Origin of the sequence: Coleofasciculus chthonoplastes PCC 7420 (assembly GCF_000155555.1) — a bacterium.
Lineage (GTDB): Bacteria > Cyanobacteriota > Cyanobacteriia > Cyanobacteriales > Coleofasciculaceae > Coleofasciculus > Coleofasciculus chthonoplastes_A.
The window spans coordinates 157,170-177,080 of sequence record NZ_DS989849.1; the positions used below are offsets into that span (position 1 = coordinate 157,170).

The window sequence follows — 19,911 nt, forward strand, 5'->3', positions numbered from 1 at the left end:
TGAGGCAGTGCAAGATTTTTTGGCTGGGGGAACTTCAGGTTAATGCATAGGTTTGACCAAAGGTCAATATAATATATTATATTATATTAGTCCTATATTTGCGTATATCATACGCAAACTTATTTTAGTTTTTCCCTCTCCTTGTAAGGAGAGAGTTAACTAGGGACAATTGTGATATCCCATTTAGGCAATGTTTCAGAACGCTGCCAGAAGGGATAGTAATCTTCTAACTCTGTGGGCAGGACTTTGATGCCTTTTTCATAGATGGTTTCGATGTGATGGACAATTGGAGCAATTCCCTTCCAAGTCATATTGGCAGCCCATTGTATGGCAGCTTCTACTGAGTCTAAAATGGCACCATTCCAATAGTTTTCTAGGACGGCCCAACAGCGTTCTATCGGATTGTACTTGCTGTGGTAGGGAGGATAGTAAATCAGGCGAATTTTTACATCAATCTCTTGGGAAAGTTCAACCATTCGTTTGATAAATTGGGTGCGGTCACTGCGAGTTGCTACACCGCCATCAAGATCAATCACCCATTCAGAAATCTCCGGATAATCGGGTTGATTTTGTTTCCACCAAGCAGTTAAACAATCGACGATAAAGTCACTAGTTTCAACAGAGTGACCCATATAAATCGATAATTGTTCGCTGTGGGTGTTGAGAATACCAAAGGGGATTAAGATACCTTGCCACTGGGTATCGTGGTCATCCGCCTTTTTCGGCTTCAAAGTCCGTGCCTTACCACCTCTGGACAGATTGCCAATTTTGACCTTGGCTTTGGTATCAATAGATACTCGCAACGATTTGGGATTTTCATCTGATGCCTGATTCTGTTTAAATACATTATCGAAAATGGCATCGGTTTGAGGCGTTTTTTTTAAAGGTTTTGTTTTTTGGGTTTTTTTAGGCGATACCCCAAGCGGTTGAGAATTTCACCTATTGTCTGCCTAGAGGGCAAGTCGCTCTCAGAGTAACCAACTTCGTTTACTAATGCCTCTCGGACTGCTTTGGCACTGATGCGCGTATATAGAAAGGTCGATTGAAATTTTGGGTCGGCTTGGGCTTCTCTATCTACCAGGGAGTGGATATCCGCTTCTAAGTTAGGCAGCACTTGTTCCGTTTTGTGTCGCCCTCTTGCTTGATAGTTATCTACACAGATAAGTCCGGTTCGCCGTTCATTCAATCCCAGTTGTACGCTATGGCGATTCCAGCCCATAGCGGTTTCCGCTTTGCGGGCTGACCCATCAAAATAATCTTCGGTGACAGACGCGATAAAATCTCGTTTACGGTGACCTGTCAGTTTCTCACTGGCATCTTTAAACGTAGCTAGTACAGTTTGAGCTAGTATCATCCCGGTTCTCTTTGAGCATGATAGTGTTCAACAGCATTGCTTTGAGAAGCCTCCTCTCCTCTACAATGACTGGTATTCTATTTTTCCGCAAGTCCCTAACTACTCTGTCTGAACTCAAAACTTTAGCTTCTAAAGGAAATATAATTCTTTCGTTAGCTGTCAGAATAAATGCAATATCATACTGGGGCGGTTGAGCTTGGGCTGAATACATCGTCTCCAATTCATAGACTTCGTGTTGAACATCATACGGTTCGTATCCTGTCATAGATTTACGAATTCTGCGCTCAAGAAGTTGAGTTATACTCCTTTCCAATTGCACTTCAGCTTGATTGCAGTCAATTTCTGATAAAACTTCTTGTTGAAGTAAATCGTATCCTTGCCAGATAAGTCCTACTAAATTAGTCATGGCATCTCCACCCCAACTATTAGCAACGGCAACAAAATCAGGGGTATCTCGCCATCTTAACTCTGGAATAGTTCGACCTCTCTTAGCCACGCGATGATTCCTCCATGACTTCTGATGTTTTGTCTAATTCTGAACGCCACATCATAATATCGGCGGCGACTTCATCAGCATCTCGTAATGCCATAGAGCGCGTCCAGTAGCGAATTTTATCAGGTTTGATTAAATAAATGGTGGGAACGGTTTGACCATTCAATTGAACAGAATCATATATCCGGGCGACACGTTGATAGAAGATTCCACCATCGTCTTGATTGGCTTTATCCAAGAATAACTTATCCAACCTCTTTAGTTGTTCCAGAAGAGTAGGAGAGTCGATAGGTTCTATCTGTACCACTTCACCACCCGCTCCTTTAAGATGAATTGCAACTAAACGAATAGGTAAGTAAGCTGTGTTATGCTCCTGGAAGATAGTAGCATAGACATTTTTATCTTGACCAAATCCGGCTTTTAAGACTCGCATGAAATACTCGCAATACTCCGTCAAAACTGACTCGGACTTGTTTTGAGTGTCTTGATTAGAGCTACTACGGGTTGTTTGACGTCCAGGCGAATAATTATCTCCTTTAAAATCGGGTAGCGTGTAATTAAAAATATCTTCAATTAAGATCCACTCACTATCTTTAAATGAAAATGCTTCACGAATATACAAATCTACATCCTCAATCGTTTCGATATTATTTAATAATCCTGCTCTAGACTTAGGAATTGGTACGCGCAATAAATCTTTTGGCTTAACTTCCGGAATATAAGAGGCAAAGCGTCCACTTGAAAGAAGTAGATAATAGACAGCAAACTTACTATTGTAACTTACGCAAGCCGCTTCTAAAACTGACAGATTAGTTTCATCAACATGAACGCTGACATAACTTTCAGTGCAAATAATACCTTTTTGGGTCTGTTGATCTAATCTAGCTATTGCCGCGCGAAATCTTTTTGTTTTAGTCTGCCAACTTTGTTTTATCATCAACTGAGGTGATTCAAAAGCCATTGATTTGCTTTTCCTTGGTCGTTCGGCATAAGGATCATTGTTGATATCAAGTTGTTCAGTTTTCAGGAAAAGAAAGGTTTCATCGGGAAATTGTATTAAGATCCGTTTCCCGATGAGTGTTTCATCCCGCTCTTTGCGATTACCTCTAATAATGCCTTGGGTAGACACAACCATCTCATTTTTTTCCATCTCACCAAGACTATTAAGTTTACTTAATCTCCGAACCAGAGCTAGATCACGTCTTCCTCCCCACATTAAGGCTGTCCAAACTAAAGGATTTTCAATGGCTTCTTGTGGATAGATTATATTAATATCTTGGGGTTCTATAACGAGATGATAGTCATCTTGATTAGTGAGAACGGGTTTTGGACAGATGTATATCAATGGTTCACCATCTGGTGACATTACAGACATTGTAATGATGCACGTTGGAGAAATGGCATCTTTGAAAAGTCCGAAACGCAATGCAGATAAATTGACAATCTCTTCAATTTTGAATTGTGAAAACAGTTTTTCTCTAAATTTTTTAGCCGTACCAACTTGATTAAAGATTAAGGCAAGAGCAGGTTGCATCATGGCAATTTGCCCACCCGGTTTAGTCAAAGCAGCAGCTTTTGGCAAAAAGAGAAGACCAATATCTCCGTAAGACGTTTCCCATTGGTTGTCTTTTGCCCAAGACTTTGCCAGTGGGGTCATACTATTCTTTCCCCAAGGAGCATTACCGACAACGAGATCATACTGATCCGCATCTAATTGTGTGCGAAACTCTTCTCTATCTTCTCGGAAGAAATCTGCACAGATTAATTGTCTATCTCTCAATCGGGGAAAACGTACCTCTTGCCAATAATGTCGAGGATCAATCTCGTCACACATCGTTAAGTAGAGACTGAACGAGGCAACTCTTACAGCTTGAGGATTAATATCAATACCAAATAAATTACGCTCCAGTAGAGATTTCAAGATGTTCGATGTTATTTCCGCACCCCCATTAGCTTTCTTCCATCGGTGAATTAGTCGCTGAAATGCTTTGACCAGAAAAATCCCTGAGCCACAAGCCGGATCAAGAATCTTGATATCCCAAACTTCACTATCCCAAGGCAGAACACCATCCAGAATAAAATCAACGATGTGTCCCGGCGTGTAATGAACACCTTTATCAGTCGTATTTTCTCGAACAAATTCTTCATAGATACTGCTGATAAACTCTAAGGGTATGGCATCAAAGGAATACTGTTTCCAGAGACATCTCTGTCCAGTTTCCATTTCTAGCTCACCACTAACAAACTCCGCGAGAAGATCAAGGTGTCGCTGAGTAACCTTTTGTTCCTCTGTTCGCCATTCTGCTTCCCGTTCTGCTTCTGTGGCTCCTTTCCCCGGAAATAAATCTCCATTAAATCTATCGTTAAGCCAGCGAAAAAACCTGTAAGTGTCTCTATGGTTGCTTAATAGTTCAGGTAAACCCCTATATCGAGCTGACAACTCCCCAATTTCATGCAAATGATCTAAAAATTCTGGAGTCAGAGCCGGATGTCCTTGGGAATCTTTCCGGTCAAAAAGAAACTGAATAAAAATAAGCCGAGCTAGTAAGTCATGAATTGTATTATAATCAAGTCGCAGTTTTTTGAGTTGCTGACGAACGCTTTTGAGATTGTTAAGCAGCATCTGGTCAGCGGATTTGCTGCGTTGAAATCGCTTTTGATGGTCTTGGAAAAACTGACCTGACACCAACTCAGCCCAATGGAGACGTAGAGTGTCAGCCGCTTGTTGTGAGAGAGATGATTCTAACTCTCTCCTAGAAATTTCATCAACTGAAGTTAAGGGTTCAGACTCAGTTGGGGGTTCTTCGTAACAGGTCCAAACTCGTAAACGGTCAGGTTCTGTAGTAATTAAAGATGGAGAGCGAGAGAAACTCCATGCCAGTTTGTAGGTTTCTCGAAGCGTCGATTCTGAGATGGGTCTGGGAAAATCACAAACAATGGCAATGGGGGCTTTCGTGTCGTCTCCATGGGGATTTGCCGCCAATACTCCTACTTGTACACCCGCCCCATCTGGAAGAGTCCTGATTGTCCTACCCAATTTTTCCTCAGCCAGCCGTGCATAGATGCTGGCTCCAGCTCCCGTGGGCTGCCAAATTTGGCTGGGATGAGTCCAGTAAAGCTTTTCGTGAGCCAGTTCTAGGAGTCCAGACTGCGACATACTACAGGTTACGCTGCGAACGGTTTAACCTTTGGGTCAATGTTTGCCGCCCAAAGGCTTGTGATCTGCTAAGCTGTCATGCATTTAAATTGGGTATTAGTAGCGAGCAAGATGCAAAGCCTGGGGCATGGCTTCGCTTAACGCACTACAAGGCTTTCGCCATTACTAATATTAAGGTTTAAATGCCGAACAGCTTACTCAGCTACATTATCCTCCTTAATAGACTTACAATAGCAGCAAATGAAAATTAAACGTATTTTAATTTTAAGTTAAAGTAATACATTTAGGGTGATGTGGATGGAATGAGTGTTATCCAAGGGTTCACAAGACGCGAAACGCTAGAATTGACAGGCACGACTTCTAATCGCCTGCAATACCTGGAAAGGTCTGGGCTGGTAATCCCCACCAGAATTGGCAAGTCTCGAAAACCTACTGTCATTTATACTTGGGAACAGGTTTTAGAGATTCGGGCAATCAAACATCTGAGAAAGGAAATCTCGCTTCAGACTGTGAGAAAGATTATCAATTTCTTGGATGAAAGTGGATTCGACGATAGTTTGAGGGACAAAAAGCTAATTGTCATTGATGATCAGGTTTTCTGGGTGCAGCAGGATTGGCAATACTTTCCGAAAAAAATGCCATCGGCGATTAAAGTAGCGGGAAATAATGGTAAAGATGTGGGTCAATATATTTTATTAGTTATCCCTAATTTGTCGGAAATTGTGAATGAGATATGGCAAGCCGCAGCAACGTCACCCATCGTAGATTTTGCCAGTTTTAAGGAAAGGGCTAAAGTTAATTGTACCCATGTCGCTTAACAATTAGACAATGATTTAATTCCTATTGTTTAAATCGCTAATACAACGAGAATATTTCCTCAGAAACGTTTCAATTGAGCGGGGACGATCGCTAAAATGTTCGCAGAGGACATCAAACCCACCATGGGCGTATTGATTCATCAGCCGAACCCCTTCATTTGACAGATACGAAGGAGAGTTAGGATCAACCAGTTTGGCAACTTGACGGTAAACATCATCCCGCTCATCTAAATCTATCCCTAAACGGGATAAATGCACCTGAATTAACACTCCAACCAAGAGACGCCCACGAGATTGGAATTCTCCCGGAAAGTAGCCAATTAAATCGTCTACATGATCCCCCTTAATTTCTGTATTCGGGCGTCCAGCGGCAAAACCTGCCATCAAACAAAGATAGTATAGATCAAAGAGAATCGGGTAATGGTGAGAAATATCCTTAAACCATTTCCGAGCATCCTTACGCAGTTGAAAATCCATTTTTATTTAAAGTTCCTCATCCAAATCAAAACGTTCAAAAAACTCTTTTCCGGTTACCATCACCCCATCAACAGTTTCTGTGAGTTGATTTGCATCAATATTCTGCCAAAGTGCATCCATCCGAGACGTTTTCCGAAACAAAGTTAAATACTGTACGTTTCCCTGTGCGGCTTGATGTAAACTATCAACAAAGCTTTGCCGTTCACTGGAGATAGTAAAGGCGACAAACTGCTTACCCAATTGAGGAACCAGACGCGCTACTTCGGGACGCACATTTAGATCCAGCGCCCCCGCTGGACTATCGACAATAAAGGGTAATTGGTGGTTACTACGGTTAAATAAAGTCGCGAGAAACGCATAGCTAACGGATAGAGTTTGACCCACGCTTGCACCGCTTCGACCTTGTAGTTTCAGGGAATGTTGGATATCTTCTAATCGTACTGGATCTCTGGATAATAACTGGGTAATTCGCTGATTGGTTTCCTCAATCATAATTTTCCGTAGTTCCTCCCTGGCGTGCTCATGCGCTTGATTAAGAATGCAGCGAACAATTTCGGTTTTGCGCTTCAAAGTTAAGGTATGGGTGACTTCCGCTACATCGTCTTCAGCCTTTCTAATCAGGAATTCTAACTCCTTCAGACAATCCGTATCCTCACTGGGTTTACTATGAGGCGATCGCTCAATTTCTTCTAGGCGTTGGTTACACTGATCCAATTGTTCTCGTAGCTGATCCAGATGCTGCTTTTTCGCTTCTAATTCAGAGTCTCCTTGTTTGAGACGTTCCTCTTCCAAAGAACGCAATTCTGTTTTAAATTCATCTCGCGTTCTAATTACTTTTTGTAACCCTTGCACCTGTTCCTGAAAGTCTTGGTGGTACTGTTCTGGATTTCCACCACAATAATCCGCGATATCCGATTTAATCCGATTGAGTACCCCAACTTCATCCTCTCCCAGATATTGCATAGCGCGATCGCGAACGGCTTGACGAGTCACATCATCCATCTGGCGTCCACAAACACATTCTTGCGCCTCAGCCAGTTCTTCAAAAAACTCTTTGGATGTGGAGGTGGGTAATTTGAGACGGTCTAAATTAGCTTTCAGGTTAATTAAAGAGGCGGCTAAACCCGGGATAATCCTTTGCGGATCTCGCATTTTCTCCGTTGTCTTTTCTACTTCCCTCTCGACAACTTTTTCCGCCTGATCAAACTGAACTTTTATCGTTTGTAAACGAGTACCTATATTCTGATCTTTGCCCAAGGCTTGGTCATAGTCTTTCTCCGCTTCTTGTCTAGCTAACTTGAGTTGAGACTGTTGAACTTGTAAAGCATCTCGTTCTATTTTGATTTTATCTCGCTTAATTTTTAGGCGATTTAAATTATTTTGACGCCGAGTTAATCCTTGAGTCGATTTAGAGCTAGAATTCTGAGCATGACGTTCCCAATTGTCCTGAAAGTGATGGGCGGCTTTTTCCAACAAGGATAACTGAAACAGAGAATCGATGGCATCCCGGGCGCGAGTTTGTTTCGGATTAAGTAATGTGTTGGCAAGTTCCCCATCAAAGACAAACAAATTGACAAACTCTGGATTGAGAAACTTTTTAATTTCTCGGGGCGGTAAAAAGCCATCTCGAATACCATAACTATGACTAGAACTGGTGCGATAGGCAACTTTTCTTTGAATGAAGTCAAGATTTAACTCAAATGTAAGTAAGTTGTCATCCATCCCTAATCTGACGACAAATTGACCCGATTGAGTGGAGTCACCACTACGCTGAAATTCGCGAATCTTTTGGCTATTCCACTCTCGTGCAGCCCCTGACAGTGTAGCCCGTAACATATTCAGTGTAGTCGTTTTTCCAGTCCCGTTAGGCATCTGTACTAATGTCACTGGATAAGGCGTCGTGCTATTCTCTGGACACAGATGCACTTGATGATCAGGACATCGTAAACCGGAAGCAGACCAACCTAATAGAGTAAGTTGTAGACTCATTATAATTCCTCATAATTATCGGTTTCAATGGCATCTAATATGGTTTCTATAAAAGACCCAATATCATCATTGTTCGATCTGCCATCGGATAACTCTTCTAGCAACTTCATTATACGTTTAGCCACTTTATCGGGTTGATTATGATGGAATACTGCGGCAAAAACGGCTTCATCTACTTTGACATCTATCGCCATCGTTAAGTTTCCTCACAACGAATTTTAGACAAACTCATTAACCAGTCTTTACGAAGCTGATCACTATTAAGTTTCTCAGCGTTTTCATCTTGAACGCGCACAAAATCAACAACGATCGCCCGCTTATCCGGATTGGCTGGATCTTTCCGCAAACAGCGCCCCATCCTCTGGATCGTCTCTAATTTTGCCCGTGCTGATGAGAACAGAATCACGGAACGGAGAGAGGGTATATCAATACCTTGAGAAATGCGATGACAGGTGATTAAACAAGCAATCCGGTTATTGACAAAATCAATTAAATGCTGTCGGTCATCTTCGGCATAATAGGTATGGAAGTCATAGCGATAACGATGGACAATATTGATCACCTCTTCACCATAGTCACGATTTTCCACAAAGATAATGCAGCGATCCAGAATATCTGAACGCTCTGAGAGAAACATCTCAAAATAGGGAAGTTTTGCAGGAGAGGTTTTATAGACTCGCGCTAATGCTGTCCAAAACTGCTCATCTGACATGGGATTCCCTTCAGCTTTTCGGGCGGCTTTCTGGCGGTAGACATTGCGGATACGTTGCCGATCTTGATCCGAGAGATGATATTCAATGGGATAGTAATCAAACTCACAGAGAATTCCGCGACGAATTGCATCTTCAAGACTGAAACGATAAATAATTGAACCGACATTCCTTTCAATAAAAGCCGTTCCTTCTTGATCATATTCTCGCTCTGGCGTTGCACTTAATCCCAATCGATAGGAAATATGCTCAGATAACCCGTCTAATTCTTCAATGTTTGCCGGACTTCCCAATCCATGTACCTCGTCGTGAATCAGTAATAAACGGATTCGCGTCGGGCGATTCAGCGATCGCAAGACGTTACGCAGCGCATTTCGTGATAGGATTAATAGGCTGTTTTCTGGGTCTAACTCATACTCATCTTTGTCATAATAAGTGGCATAATGCTTCAGTACCCGAAACCGAGGATTTAATTGACTGGCAACAGCGTACAACTGATTTGACCACTGATCGAGCAAATCTGTTCCGATTGCTGTAATAATCACTGAGTTAATGGCTTGCTGGGCGACTAATTCCCTGATAATATTCAAAGATGTGCGGGTTTTGCCTGCACCTGTTGCCATCTCCAGAATGCCACAACGTTTCTGTAAAAAGGCTGTCATTGCCTGAGTTTGGTGTCGCCACGGATCTAAATCATTGACTTGGTAGGTTCCCCGAAGTTCAGAGACAATCCTCGATTGTTCCGGAAGTTCTTCCAGTGGCGGCGGATATTCTGGGCGTAATCGTAAGAGCGATCGCGCGGCGGCTTCGGGAAACTCAATCACCTCTACCTTGGGCGTCTGGTTATCCCACAACCGCTGAAAGTTTTCGGCTTTTCTTAATACCCGTTCTTTGACACCCAAATGCCAGGAACAGAAAACATCAATACATTCAAAGTTATCAATTAACGCCGATGAACTCTCATTCGCTGAACCCGTAAAGGCGACAATATTATCCTGGTTATCGACAAAAATACCTAACTTTTCATGATAAATTCCCGGTTGATCAAGATTACTAGCTACCGCTAATTTAATTTCTAATATCCCTTGTTCCAATAACCAAGCTAAACAGGCTAATCGATCGCGCACAACTTGCTCAAACTCTTGGTCTAACTCACGCAAAAGCGTATCAGTAATCACATCTTGGCGTTGCTTCAATCCTGTCGCGATCGCCTCAGCATCCTCTGGCGACAAATAAGGAGAAGCCACCAACTGCATCTTTCCACCGGAACGAATCAGCGCAGTAATTCCTCTCGCCGCCGCAGCCATTGAGGTACTGGAGAAAAAGCCAACGGCTCGTTTGTAAACGGTAGCCTGTTCCAGACAGGGGAGATAGAAATCGCGAATAATATCAACGCGATCGCTACGGTATTCATCCTGAATCGATAAATCGCTTAACCCCACTGTCATAGCCTCTGAATCTAGACATTCTTCATATCTTTATATATAGCAATTCCCTTTGAGATGTGAAACCCACGGGTATAGACAAAGGGAACAGGGAAGATTAGGAACGAGAGCCGAGGATTCTTTTGTATGATCAGCTACAAAACCATACCTGTTAGGATGAAGGGCGGGTTTTGTTGATAGGTTATTGGTCTATACCAAAATTAAACGGCTAAACCCGCCCCGACAATTTATCCTTCACGACATTAAAATTTATGCTTATTCCACTAATTTTAATTAAACCGACGTACAGGATAAATATATTATTTAATCACTATACTGTACACAGTCTCTTTACTATCTTTCTTTAAATATGCCATTATCCTCTGAACAAATTGAGAATGTAATCAATGAGATTGATTGCCTTGCTGATCCATCAAGTCAGCGATATGGTTATCTTCTTAACTGGCAAAACCCGTTTGACCCGTTTTGGCACTATGGTATTGGTTTATCAGATACACACATTTTTGATACAGGTCGTGGGTTATGTCCCTTTGAAAGAAAAGAGGCAAAATTTGTTATTGGTATTGACCCCATTGCTTTTGAACCGAAGCAAACGATAGAGCGGCTTAAATATGCTCTTTGTGTCTTTGGTAGTTGGGAGTATACAGTTCCGGGATGGAATTGCGAACACCTGGGTCGATTAATTGCCACGGATCAACCAAGATGTTATCAGAGCCAATTTATCTGGTGGCTTTGCGATATGACTCCAGAAGGTGAACATAAAACCGCTCATCAAGTTTTCCGAAATTACTTGGCTGTTGTTGCTCCTAATCTCAATCGTTAATCTAAACTTCTCCATGTACAGATAGACTCTACATAATTACACAGTATTATTTCATAATTTTAGCGATCACGTCCTCAAACAAGTACCTATGTAGACCTTTTCATGTTTTCGCGTTGGCGGAGCCTGTTCCGAAGGAACATATCGCGCTTTTCCCAGAATTCATCTCTCATGGCTTGTTCTGCCTCTAATTTAGCTATTGTAGCCGCTTCTAAGTCTTCATTTATTTTTTTGACAATAGCTCGTTCTAGTTGAACGTACTTCATCCCACGAACCGTTAAGACAGGTTGGACTAGAGAAATAACACTGGCTCCGATTTTTTTATGGGAATTGACTTGAGTTTGACCGGAATAACGCCTTCCATTCATGATATACCAGGCAAACATTTCACAATTATTGCTGTAAATATTGTAGCCACCGAACTTCTCCGGATATTCCTTAACTCGTTGCTCTTGCTCAGGAGTTAATTTTGCACCGTTTCCATTATATTCAATACCTTTTGCACCCCAGCCAATAGAATTATTGAAGGTTCCATCTGATGAAATAAAGTAATGCCGAGCAATCCCCAACGTTGATTCAATGGGCAAGCTATAAATGGATGCTGTCATGAAAGTGTTTCCAGAATCTACTCTTCTTCAAGAGTAGCTAATTGATTCTGTTTCAATTCATTTAATAGACCATTTACGGGATTGGCACAGCTAAAATGATGGATTAGATTTGCCGATTTTATGGGCGCATGCCATGCGCCCCTACGATTTATGGATGTATTTATAATTCATCAAAGAAGGTGTGCCACACTACATTAATTTAAACCCTGGCTTAATTTCTGCAAAAAGGCTTCATACGCCTGATTAATTGCTTGCATTTTGGCTATAGCCGTAGCCGAGGAATTGATATCCGGGTGATATTGCCGAGCTAATTGACGGTAGGCTAACTTAACCCTGTTGATATCGGCGTCTATTTCCACGCCTAAAATTTCCCACCATTCACCCGATAATCCCGACTCAAAGGGGGTAGTTTTAACACCAAACTGGTTACGCCAAATCTTAATCGTCCCTGCTTTACCACCACTGACTAAGATTTGTCCATCCGGACTGAAAACCACAGGACTACATCCAGCCAGTGTGCCAAGTAATTGACCTGTGTGTAAATTCCAAAGATGGACTGCATTCCTGTCAGCACTCGCTAAGAGTTGTCCATTCGGATTGATGGCGACGGAAACGATTCCCTTTAATTGTTTATCTAGAGTTTTGAGTAATTCTCCTGTATTGAGATTCCATAATTTAACCGTACCATCAGCGCTACCACTTGCCAGCCTTTTGCCGTCGGGACTGATAGCCACCGATGTTACCCAGTTAGAATGTCCGGTAATAATCTGAGGTTGTTTATAACTGCTTAAAGACCAAACTCGAATCGTTTTATCCGCACTACCACTAACCAGGGTTTGACAATCTGGACTAATAGCCACCGACCAAACTGTGTCTGAATGACCATTGAGAGTGCGTTTAAGATCTCCAGTGTATCTACCCCATAATCGGATCGTTTTATCACCACTTGCACTAGCCAGAATCTTTTGATCCGGGCTAAAGGTTAGGCAGGAAATAAAACCGAAATGACTGTAAGTATAATTCGGGTAAAAGAAGGGACGTAGCAGAGCTTTACTATCTACCTGCCAACTGCTGATTTTATTGTCAAATCCACCAGCAACCAACATTTTCCCCTGGGGGCTAATCGCCACAGCAAAAACTTCTTTAGCTTGTCCAAAGAAGGTAAAATCATGTTTTCCGGTTTTCAAGTCCCATAAACTAACGGTTTTATCTTCACTTCCACTTGCCAACGTTTGTCCATCGGAACTAATCGCGATCGCGGTAACTTTTGCTAGATGCCCTTTGAGAATGTTTATACATTTCCAAGTCTGAGACGGTTGAGACTCAATAGTAATAGTTTTGGTTTGATTTTCCGGCTTTTCAAAATTACTGTAAACTTGATTGTCTGATTGATAATTAGCGGTTGATTTATCTTTTTGTTGCTGTTTAACCTTTAGCGCCTCTAACTCTTCCTCAATTTCTAGATCGGCAAATTTCTGTTTCCAAATATCTTCGGCAAAGACGGGATCTAATTCCAGAAGTGCTTGAGTATAGGCGTCCATTTCCAGCACTTTAGTTTCCATGCGCCCAAAAGCGTCTATAGCACCTGCCATTCGTTGTCCAGGTTCGGGTTTGCAGGCTTTATACAACCCATAAACACCCAATCCAACTACTCCCCCAGCCATTGCCATTGTACCCATGCCAATGCCAACAGCGCCAAAACTTCCAGCTAATCCCATACCGCCAATTGTTGAGGATATATAAGCACCACCAACAGCACCCATTCCAATTGCACCGAACGCTTTAGCATCCCCTTCTTCAATTGCTTTAAAAGCGCCATACGTCGCCGCACCCGCCACCGCACCTGCTGCTGTAACGGGAGTCATACCAATGGCTACTCCGCCAAATCCTCCCACTAATCCCATTGTGCCGATTGTGGCAGATACACCAGCGCCAGCCGTAGCGCCACTCGCCATAAAAACTACACTGTCTTTCATCGGTTATACGTTATGAATTTATCTTTTTTGTCCAATTTAGCTCATCTGCTGCTTGAGCAATCGCCTCCAGTTCTAATGCTTTTTCTTCTAATTTGTAAAAAGGAGTTTGGGTTGGTCTCGTCGCCCGTTCTAAGCGCTGGTTTGCTTGACTGATGCGCCGTAATAATGCCTCTCGTTTCGCTTCAGCTTGAGCCAGTTCTTCCTCTAAAATAACTAAGCCTTTCTTCAGAAGTCTGGCTTGACTCGCTGATGACCTTACAATCGCTATCCGGGTTGCCATAACCTTTGATCGCATTTGACTAATCGTGCGCTCGATTTCCTCTTCTGGAGTGTCTTCTTGGCGAATGGATTGATTAACTAGGCTCGTTAATTCTTCTTTTATAACTCCACTCAAACGTTCAAACAGATTCATCGTCTTACTCCTGTCGTTGGGAAATTAGTATCATTTCAAGATACGGACACCTTTACCCCGATTGCAATCAAAGCACAACGTTTGCAAGTTACTGAGATCATTACTACCACCTTTGGCGAAAGGAATAATATGATCTACCTCTAGTTCAACTGCTTGGCACTTTTACCGCAGAAAACACATTTATACTTATCTCTGTTTAAGACAGAAACACGGACTGATGCTGGGATGTAGCGTGAGCGTTTATTTTTGCTGATCTGCTGTTGAGATTGAGCTTGAGTTTTCGCCGATTTTTTAGTCCTTCGCTTGGCTAGTTTGTCAGCGTTTTGACGGTTAGCCTGATTGACGACATCCCGAATCATACTTCGCACCAGTTTCTGAAACGGATTGGGAGACGTTCTACTCATCATTCATTACTTGTTAAACAGCTTTGTTAATCCATAACCTGCCAATCCAACAACAGCGCCAGCCGCTGCAATCGGAGCCATCCCCACACCAACAGCCGTTCCGGCTACCGCTAAACCCATACCCCCCATAACAGCGGAAATGCCTGCACCTGCGGCGGCTCCACCTGCTGCTGCGCTGACAGCGAGAGCATCCTTCTGTTCGATTGCTTTTTTGGCTCCATAAGCCGCCGTTCCCACCACTGCACCAGCAGCGGCTACAGGAGCCATTCCAATAGCCACTCCGCCAAATCCTCCGACTAATCCCATACCACCAACAGTGGCGGAAATACCTGTACCTATAGCTGCACCTCCACCAATAAAAGCTGCACTTTCTCCAGAGTTGTCTTGTGGGTTTTGATGGCTTTGTGTCATTGTTCAATCTAATCTTTTTACACGTCTTTACCTAGTTTACCCATTCGACAGGCAAAGAATTTAGCGATCGCGAAGTCTTTACTTACACTTTACAAAAGCTTTCATACGGTAGTTTGAGGCATTTTTTTAACCGATAAAGAGTCTTGTTGTCATCAGCAAATTCGCGTAAAGCGATCGCGTGGTATTACGGAGGCGATTACCCGTAGAAGGAGAGACGCTGGAGATAGGAGTTCACCTCAATTAATCTACAATGAAAGATAGCGTAACCACCAATCCTTTCGGGCAACCTTTAACGGAGATTAAGGGAAAACCTGGAATAATCTGGGGAAATGTAGTTGTTCCGGCTAGTGGTCGCTCCAAGATTACGATAAAACTGCTCGATGATTTATTACAAACTAGAATTACACTCGCTTATGGTTTAGAGAATAAAGAAATTTATACCCGTCTTGATGATATTGGCTCAATCGAAATCGTTGAAGGTCGCCTTTGGTGGCTATTATGGCTAGGACTAGCTACAATTGGTGTTTATTTAATCGGTATAATTTTCATTGTTCTATTCTTATTTATCAAGCAACGCTGGATAGTAATTTATGCTAAAAGTGTTAATTTAGTCGTATTTTATAATAAAGCGGAAAATGTTGAGCAGTTTAGAACTACGGTTTTGGCGGCACTCCGCTAAATTTTATTTGATTAGTAGGTGCGGGTTATTACTATCAACTGATCAAGGCACGATACTATCGTGTCCCTACCGAATTCAATTATCCCTAATCTAGGGTAGGGAACATTGCCGTGTCCTCTTATCACCATAGTAGTCTAAACTCCAGTACCTATAGAAATCGGCTCAAATCAAAATCGTCTTCAGGAACCACTTGTTTAAACCGTTGTGCATTCAAAACTAACAATAATCGCTCCGAATAATCCACCGCCCCCCGCAACTCGTCTCGTAATATTTGTAACCCGCCGTTAGCATACTCTTCAAAAATATGAATTCGTTCCTCCTCAGCTTTGGCGTCAAAGGTGGAGAGAATCTTGGCATCTTTGGTTTCGACAAGCGCCAAAAGTTTAATTAGTGCGTCATATCCCCTCGACACAAATATTTCTAACCCAATCGGTGCGGGCTCTTTCTTGGCAATTGTTCCCAGAGACGATCGCTTCCTGCGCTTGACACCCAACGCCGCTGCAAATGCGATAACGTCGGCATACGTTTGAAACGGTCCGGTTGTATCGGCTGATGCGGTTAACGCTTTGACTAAATCGGCTTGATCCTTGGCAATTCGGATGCGATTGACGCCCATTCCCCTGATATCCTCCTATTTTCGTCATTCGTCATTTGGTCGGGGCGGGTTTTGCCGCCAAGCTAGGAATAACAATCAATATTAGTCCCTAAACCCGCCCCTACACACAGACGTGCCATGGCTCGTCTCTACATGTTCCTCATCTCCCCCAGCTTCCCCATCTCCCCCATCTCCCCCAGCTTCCCCTGCTTCCCACCCGACACCCTACCGAGTTTGCTGAATGTAGAGTAAAATACCCTGTGCGATCGCCTGGGCAATTTGGCTGCGAAATTCTGGTGTGGCAAGTCTCGGCGCATCCTCAGCCCCAGTAACAAACCCCACTTCCACTAACGCAGAAGGCATAGAGGTGCGTCGGATGACAAAAAATCTGCCTTGTTTCACGCCGCGATTCCGCATTCCGGTACTCTGTAATAGACTGTTTTGAATCGCTTCGGCTAGCCCTCGCCCATTGGCATAATAATAGGTTTCCACGCCATTCACATCGGGACGACTCAGACTAATCGCATTGGCGTGGATACTGACAAATAGGTCAACATTCGTTTGTTCCGCCAGTTGAACTCGCCCTCTCAGGCTAATAAATCGGTCATCTGATCGCGTTAATATCGTTTGTACACCCTGTTGTTCCAAAAGTGCTGCAACCTGGAGAGAAATGGGCAAAATTACGTTCTTCTCCTGCAAGCCACCAATCCCCACAGCGCCGGGATCTTTACCCCCATGTCCTGGATCAAGCATCACCACAACGCGACTATTGCGAACCCCAGGAAATACAGTCGGGGGCGGTGAAATCTCTGGCGGTAATCGTTCCGGTGGCGGTACGGGAAGCGAACCCGTTGGTGGTAACGAGACTCTCCTCTGTCGCAGGGATAGGGCTAACAATTGTTCACTGGGTTGATTGAGTTCGCCAATCTGGGTATTTCGATCCGGTTGCACCACAATCACTACAGTACGCGAATCAGGCTGGCGTAGTCTTACCTGAGATAACGGACTATTTACGCCTAACTGAGGTCCTTGAATTTGGTCAGCCAGTTGAGCATCTGGGATGGTAATTTGGAACTGATTGGCGTTAGCATTCCAGTTTCCCCGCGCCCGAATCCGTCGATCCGCCCGGATTAATAATTGAGTCCCATTTTGGGCGATTTCCACCGATTCAATCGTGGCGAGACTTGTAGTCGCCGTGGGTTCTCTATCGGATCGTCGCGGCGATAAGTCCTGAAGCTGGGACGCCGAAATTCCCCTGGGTAATAATACCAAACCACCAACAGAACTATAATTCATCTGCCAGTCGGGACTCTCGCGATTCACGTTTAAGGTGATGCGAGTTGGGGATGAACCCGACGATTGGGACAATTGAATTTGGCTGACCCCATAGCGATTCACCGACACTGTTTGATTGAGTAAGTCTGGGGGTAGTGTAATTCCTTCTACCTCAAACTCAATGGTTTCGCGATCGCGACTCCGTTCCACCTGAATCTCTTTGGCTTCCCCCTCATTGGTGCGAATGAAAAACCCATCCCGTGTCACCTGAATCGGATCAACTTGCACAGTTGACTCGGTTCTGTCGGGAGAGGGTTCCGGTGGTGTGGGACGAGGTGGGGTTTGGGGGGGAGGAGTTATTGGCGGTAGGGGACGAGGTGCAGATGTGGTGGTCCGCTGGGGAGTGGGAATTTGCACAAACCACTGTCTCGGCGACGCCCCCCGAAACTGAATCTGTTGGGGGTCTATGGTATAGCCCGGTGCAATTTCTACCACAATTCGCGTCGTCTGGCGGTCAAACTGTCCCACCCGAATTTCCCGAATTCCTCCCCCCACCGACTGGCTGACGCTGGGGCGCCCTAATGTCGTACCGGGTAAATCAATCACCAAGCGCAGGGGATTGGGAATCAGTTGGGCTGTGGGTTGAACGCTACCATCTGTGGTAAATTCCAGTTGATTTTGACTCGCATCAAATCGCCACAGCAGAAGTCTGGCGGCTTCTGCGGGTAATGAAACCAGAAACGTACTCCAGAAGCTAATAAGTAGCAGTAGCCACTGAATTTTCCTCATTCCCCTACCCTCACGATTAATCGTTTAACTACCAATTGCTTGCTCAATGTCAGCTTGGTCTAGTTTACGTCCAATTAACACTAATCGAGTTTGGCGAGATTCGCCATTGTGCCACAGTCGATCATAGAATGAATCGAAGCGATTGCCGACTCCCTGTAAAACTAGGCGCATGGGTTTATTGGGTACAGACACAAACCCCTTGATCCGGTAAATCTCCTGCTGTTGCACGAGTTGTTGCAGTTTGGCGATTAGGGGTTTGGGTTCAAAGGCTTGGTCAGAAATAAATTGGACGGAATTAATCTCGTCGTCATGGTCGTGGTCGTCCTCGGTATCATGATGACTGGGACGATTGTCTAAGTTATCCTCGACGGCGGCGTTGAACCCAAGTAAGAGTTCCGGCTGAATCTGTCCCTGATCACAAGGGATAACCTTAACTCCCGTGGGTAATTGATCCTGTAACCAGTCTTTGATCCGAGTCAATGTCGCCTCATCGACTAAATCCACTTTGGTGAGTAAGACTAAATCCGCACAAGCTAGTTGATCTTCAAAGAGTTCCTCTATTGGGGTTTCATGGTCTAAATTGGGGTCAGCTTGGCGTTGGGCTTCTAAGGCATTAATGTCACCGACTAACGTTCCGGCGGCTAACGCTTGACAATCGACCACCGTGATTACTCCATCCACGGTAGCACCGTTGCGAATGGGAGTCCAACGGAAGGCTTGAACTAAGGGTTTGGGTAAGGCTAATCCAGAGGTTTCAATTAGCATACAATCGATGCGATCGCGCCGTTGCAAGAGTTGCTGCATTGTCGGGTAGAATTCTTCCTGAACCGTGCAGCACAAGCAGCCATTGGTCAGTTCGACAATATTATCGTTGGGATTGTCCTCTTCATCACAAATTTGGCAGGAACGCAATAACTCGCCATCAATACCCACTTCCCCAAACTCATTCACCAGAACCGCTATTTTACGTCCTTGGTTGTTTTGCAGTAAATGGCGCATCAATGTGGTTTTGCCAGAACCGAGAAAGCCAGTAATTACAGTTACGGGAATTTTATGCATGATTATTTAACCTCAAGATAAGGGTGGAATTCGTGCCAAAATGCCTTTTTTTAGGGGTTCAGGTCGTTTTGACCAAGGCAATAAACCATCGGGTTGGCTATGATATAAACTGGCACAATCTAGGATAGCCGCTGCTGTTTTGGGTAATGTCTCTACATCAACGGGTAAATCCCCAAATAGGTAAGTGTATTTAGATGATGCCGCTAAAGAAACCGCACAAGGGCGACTACAAGCACTCATACATTCAACAGATTGAAGTTTAAATTCATCTCGGAGTGACCAATTTTGGTGGAGTTCCTGCAATGGTTCTAGCAGTTTTTCACCACCACTTTGACCAACTCGCTTGCCATCTTGCCAGGTACTCGCGCAGGTTGTACAAATAAATAGGGTATGTTGATCAGTCATTGTGTTTAATTACAGAATTATTCTGGGGTCATGAA

Annotated in this window: 17 protein-coding genes and 2 pseudogenes; 3 read left to right on the top strand and 16 right to left on the bottom strand. The window is 43.7% G+C overall.

All coding sequences use genetic code 11. From position 1 onward, the window contains the following. Nucleotides 1-155: 155 nt before the first annotated feature. From MC7420_RS44095 to MC7420_RS14185, 3 genes and pseudogenes are all read right to left on the bottom strand, one after another. A pseudogene (locus tag MC7420_RS44095) lies at nucleotides 156-1,354 on the bottom strand (ISAzo13 family transposase). Continuing rightward, nucleotides 1,320-1,850, bottom strand: a complete 531-nt coding sequence (locus tag MC7420_RS14180) for a hypothetical protein (protein WP_052307474.1) — start codon at nucleotides 1,848-1,850, stop codon at nucleotides 1,320-1,322. Before MC7420_RS14180 ends, MC7420_RS44095 begins: the two are co-directional and overlap by 35 nt. Further along, a complete protein-coding gene (locus tag MC7420_RS14185) occupies nucleotides 1,843-5,004 on the bottom strand; it encodes an HsdM family class I SAM-dependent methyltransferase (RefSeq protein WP_006101048.1) in 3,162 nt (1,053 codons plus the stop codon). The genes MC7420_RS14180 and MC7420_RS14185 overlap by 8 nt, the downstream gene beginning before the upstream one ends. Nucleotides 5,005-5,306: 302 nt before the next feature. Here MC7420_RS14185 and MC7420_RS14190 point away from each other — a divergent pair, with 302 nt between their 5' ends. Beyond that, nucleotides 5,307-5,822 carry a MerR family transcriptional regulator gene (locus MC7420_RS14190; RefSeq protein ID WP_006101261.1) on the top strand — a complete coding sequence of 172 codons (516 nt, stop codon included), beginning with the start codon at nucleotides 5,307-5,309 and terminating at the stop codon, nucleotides 5,820-5,822. A 15-nt stretch (nucleotides 5,823-5,837) separates the two neighbouring features. Here the strand turns inward: MC7420_RS14190 and MC7420_RS14195 are convergent, their stop codons facing one another. From MC7420_RS14195 to MC7420_RS14210, 4 genes are read right to left on the bottom strand one after another with little or no spacing between them, the layout of a single operon-like run. Continuing rightward, complete coding sequence (locus tag MC7420_RS14195; protein WP_006101157.1) at nucleotides 5,838-6,299, bottom strand: hypothetical protein; 462 nt, start codon at nucleotides 6,297-6,299, stop codon at nucleotides 5,838-5,840. 6 nt (nucleotides 6,300-6,305) lie between these two features. Continuing rightward, nucleotides 6,306-8,288: a hypothetical protein gene (locus MC7420_RS14200; RefSeq protein WP_006101257.1), complete on the bottom strand. Its 1,983-nt coding sequence runs from the start codon at nucleotides 8,286-8,288 to the stop codon at nucleotides 6,306-6,308. Further along, nucleotides 8,288-8,482: a CxC ATPase DNA modification system associated small protein gene (locus tag MC7420_RS14205; protein ID WP_044207213.1), complete on the bottom strand. Its 195-nt coding sequence runs from the start codon at nucleotides 8,480-8,482 to the stop codon at nucleotides 8,288-8,290. Before MC7420_RS14205 ends, MC7420_RS14200 begins: the two co-directional genes overlap by 1 nt. A gap of 2 nt (nucleotides 8,483-8,484) precedes the next feature. Continuing rightward, nucleotides 8,485-10,446 carry a DEAD/DEAH box helicase family protein gene (locus tag MC7420_RS14210; RefSeq protein ID WP_006101195.1) on the bottom strand — a complete coding sequence of 654 codons (1,962 nt, stop codon included), beginning with the start codon at nucleotides 10,444-10,446 and terminating at the stop codon, nucleotides 8,485-8,487. 346 nt (nucleotides 10,447-10,792) lie between these two features. Between MC7420_RS14210 and MC7420_RS14215 the strand changes: the two genes are divergently transcribed. Further along, on the top strand, nucleotides 10,793-11,266 hold the full coding sequence (locus MC7420_RS14215; protein ID WP_006101198.1) for a hypothetical protein: 474 nt from the start codon (nucleotides 10,793-10,795) through the stop codon (nucleotides 11,264-11,266). 86 nt (nucleotides 11,267-11,352) lie between these two features. Here MC7420_RS14215 and MC7420_RS14220 read toward each other — a convergent pair whose 3' ends face one another. The 5 genes and pseudogenes from MC7420_RS14220 to MC7420_RS14240 form a co-directional block, all read right to left on the bottom strand. Further along, on the bottom strand, nucleotides 11,353-11,871 hold the full coding sequence (locus MC7420_RS14220; protein WP_006101129.1) for a hypothetical protein: 519 nt from the start codon (nucleotides 11,869-11,871) through the stop codon (nucleotides 11,353-11,355). Between the two features lie 194 nt (nucleotides 11,872-12,065). Beyond that, nucleotides 12,066-13,847: a WD40 domain-containing protein gene (locus tag MC7420_RS14225; RefSeq protein ID WP_006101229.1), complete on the bottom strand. Its 1,782-nt coding sequence runs from the start codon at nucleotides 13,845-13,847 to the stop codon at nucleotides 12,066-12,068. A gap of 10 nt (nucleotides 13,848-13,857) precedes the next feature. Beyond that, nucleotides 13,858-14,259, bottom strand: coding sequence for a hypothetical protein (locus MC7420_RS14230; protein ID WP_006101285.1), 402 nt, complete (start codon nucleotides 14,257-14,259; stop codon nucleotides 13,858-13,860). Nucleotides 14,260-14,289: 30 nt separating this feature from the next. Then, nucleotides 14,290-14,513: pseudogene (locus MC7420_RS36940) on the bottom strand (HNH endonuclease). Nucleotides 14,514-14,669: 156 nt separating this feature from the next. After that, a complete protein-coding gene (locus tag MC7420_RS14240) occupies nucleotides 14,670-15,074 on the bottom strand; it encodes a hypothetical protein (protein WP_006101114.1) in 405 nt (134 codons plus the stop codon). A gap of 250 nt (nucleotides 15,075-15,324) precedes the next feature. Here MC7420_RS14240 and MC7420_RS14245 point away from each other — a divergent pair, with 250 nt between their 5' ends. Beyond that, nucleotides 15,325-15,753, top strand: a complete 429-nt coding sequence (locus MC7420_RS14245; RefSeq protein ID WP_006101166.1) for a hypothetical protein — start codon at nucleotides 15,325-15,327, stop codon at nucleotides 15,751-15,753. A 148-nt stretch (nucleotides 15,754-15,901) separates the two neighbouring features. Here the strand turns inward: MC7420_RS14245 and MC7420_RS14250 are convergent, their stop codons facing one another. From MC7420_RS14250 to MC7420_RS14265, 4 genes are all read right to left on the bottom strand, one after another. Beyond that, nucleotides 15,902-16,369: a DNA phosphorothioation-associated protein 4 gene (locus MC7420_RS14250; protein WP_006101124.1), complete on the bottom strand. Its 468-nt coding sequence runs from the start codon at nucleotides 16,367-16,369 to the stop codon at nucleotides 15,902-15,904. 204 nt (nucleotides 16,370-16,573) lie between these two features. Next, nucleotides 16,574-18,412, bottom strand: coding sequence for an N-acetylmuramoyl-L-alanine amidase (locus tag MC7420_RS14255; RefSeq protein WP_006101160.1), 1,839 nt, complete (start codon nucleotides 18,410-18,412; stop codon nucleotides 16,574-16,576). 24 nt (nucleotides 18,413-18,436) lie between these two features. After that, complete coding sequence (gene cobW / locus MC7420_RS14260; protein WP_006101088.1) at nucleotides 18,437-19,471, bottom strand: cobalamin biosynthesis protein CobW; 1,035 nt, start codon at nucleotides 19,469-19,471, stop codon at nucleotides 18,437-18,439. Nucleotides 19,472-19,483: 12 nt separating this feature from the next. Continuing rightward, entirely contained in the window at nucleotides 19,484-19,876 is a 393-nt protein-coding gene (locus MC7420_RS14265; RefSeq protein WP_006101288.1) for a DUF1636 family protein, read from the bottom strand. Between the last annotated feature and the right edge of the window lie 35 nt (nucleotides 19,877-19,911).

Bases quoted from the DNA above. Each gene is read 5' to 3' on its own strand.
- MC7420_RS14210 (WP_006101195.1), bottom strand. From the start codon at position 10,446: ATGACAGTGGGGTTAAGCGATTTATCGATTCAGGATGAATACCGTAGC.
- MC7420_RS14195 (WP_006101157.1), bottom strand. From the start codon at position 6,299: ATGGATTTTCAACTGCGTAAGGATGCTCGGAAATGGTTTAAGGATATT.
- MC7420_RS14245 (WP_006101166.1), top strand. From the start codon at position 15,325: ATGAAAGATAGCGTAACCACCAATCCTTTCGGGCAACCTTTAACGGAG.
- MC7420_RS14240 (WP_006101114.1), bottom strand. From the start codon at position 15,074: ATGACACAAAGCCATCAAAACCCACAAGACAACTCTGGAGAAAGTGCA.
- MC7420_RS14255 (WP_006101160.1), bottom strand. From the start codon at position 18,412: ATGAGGAAAATTCAGTGGCTACTGCTACTTATTAGCTTCTGGAGTACG.
- MC7420_RS14225 (WP_006101229.1), bottom strand. From the start codon at position 13,847: ATGAAAGACAGTGTAGTTTTTATGGCGAGTGGCGCTACGGCTGGCGCT.
- MC7420_RS14185 (WP_006101048.1), bottom strand. From the start codon at position 5,004: ATGTCGCAGTCTGGACTCCTAGAACTGGCTCACGAAAAGCTTTACTGG.
- MC7420_RS14250 (WP_006101124.1), bottom strand. From the start codon at position 16,369: ATGGGCGTCAATCGCATCCGAATTGCCAAGGATCAAGCCGATTTAGTC.
- cobW (WP_006101088.1), bottom strand. From the start codon at position 19,471: ATGCATAAAATTCCCGTAACTGTAATTACTGGCTTTCTCGGTTCTGGC.
- MC7420_RS14230 (WP_006101285.1), bottom strand. From the start codon at position 14,259: ATGAATCTGTTTGAACGTTTGAGTGGAGTTATAAAAGAAGAATTAACG.
- MC7420_RS14200 (WP_006101257.1), bottom strand. From the start codon at position 8,288: ATGAGTCTACAACTTACTCTATTAGGTTGGTCTGCTTCCGGTTTACGA.
- MC7420_RS14265 (WP_006101288.1), bottom strand. From the start codon at position 19,876: ATGACTGATCAACATACCCTATTTATTTGTACAACCTGCGCGAGTACC.
- MC7420_RS14220 (WP_006101129.1), bottom strand. From the start codon at position 11,871: ATGACAGCATCCATTTATAGCTTGCCCATTGAATCAACGTTGGGGATT.
- MC7420_RS14205 (WP_044207213.1), bottom strand. From the start codon at position 8,482: ATGGCGATAGATGTCAAAGTAGATGAAGCCGTTTTTGCCGCAGTATTC.
- MC7420_RS14215 (WP_006101198.1), top strand. From the start codon at position 10,793: ATGCCATTATCCTCTGAACAAATTGAGAATGTAATCAATGAGATTGAT.
- MC7420_RS14190 (WP_006101261.1), top strand. From the start codon at position 5,307: ATGAGTGTTATCCAAGGGTTCACAAGACGCGAAACGCTAGAATTGACA.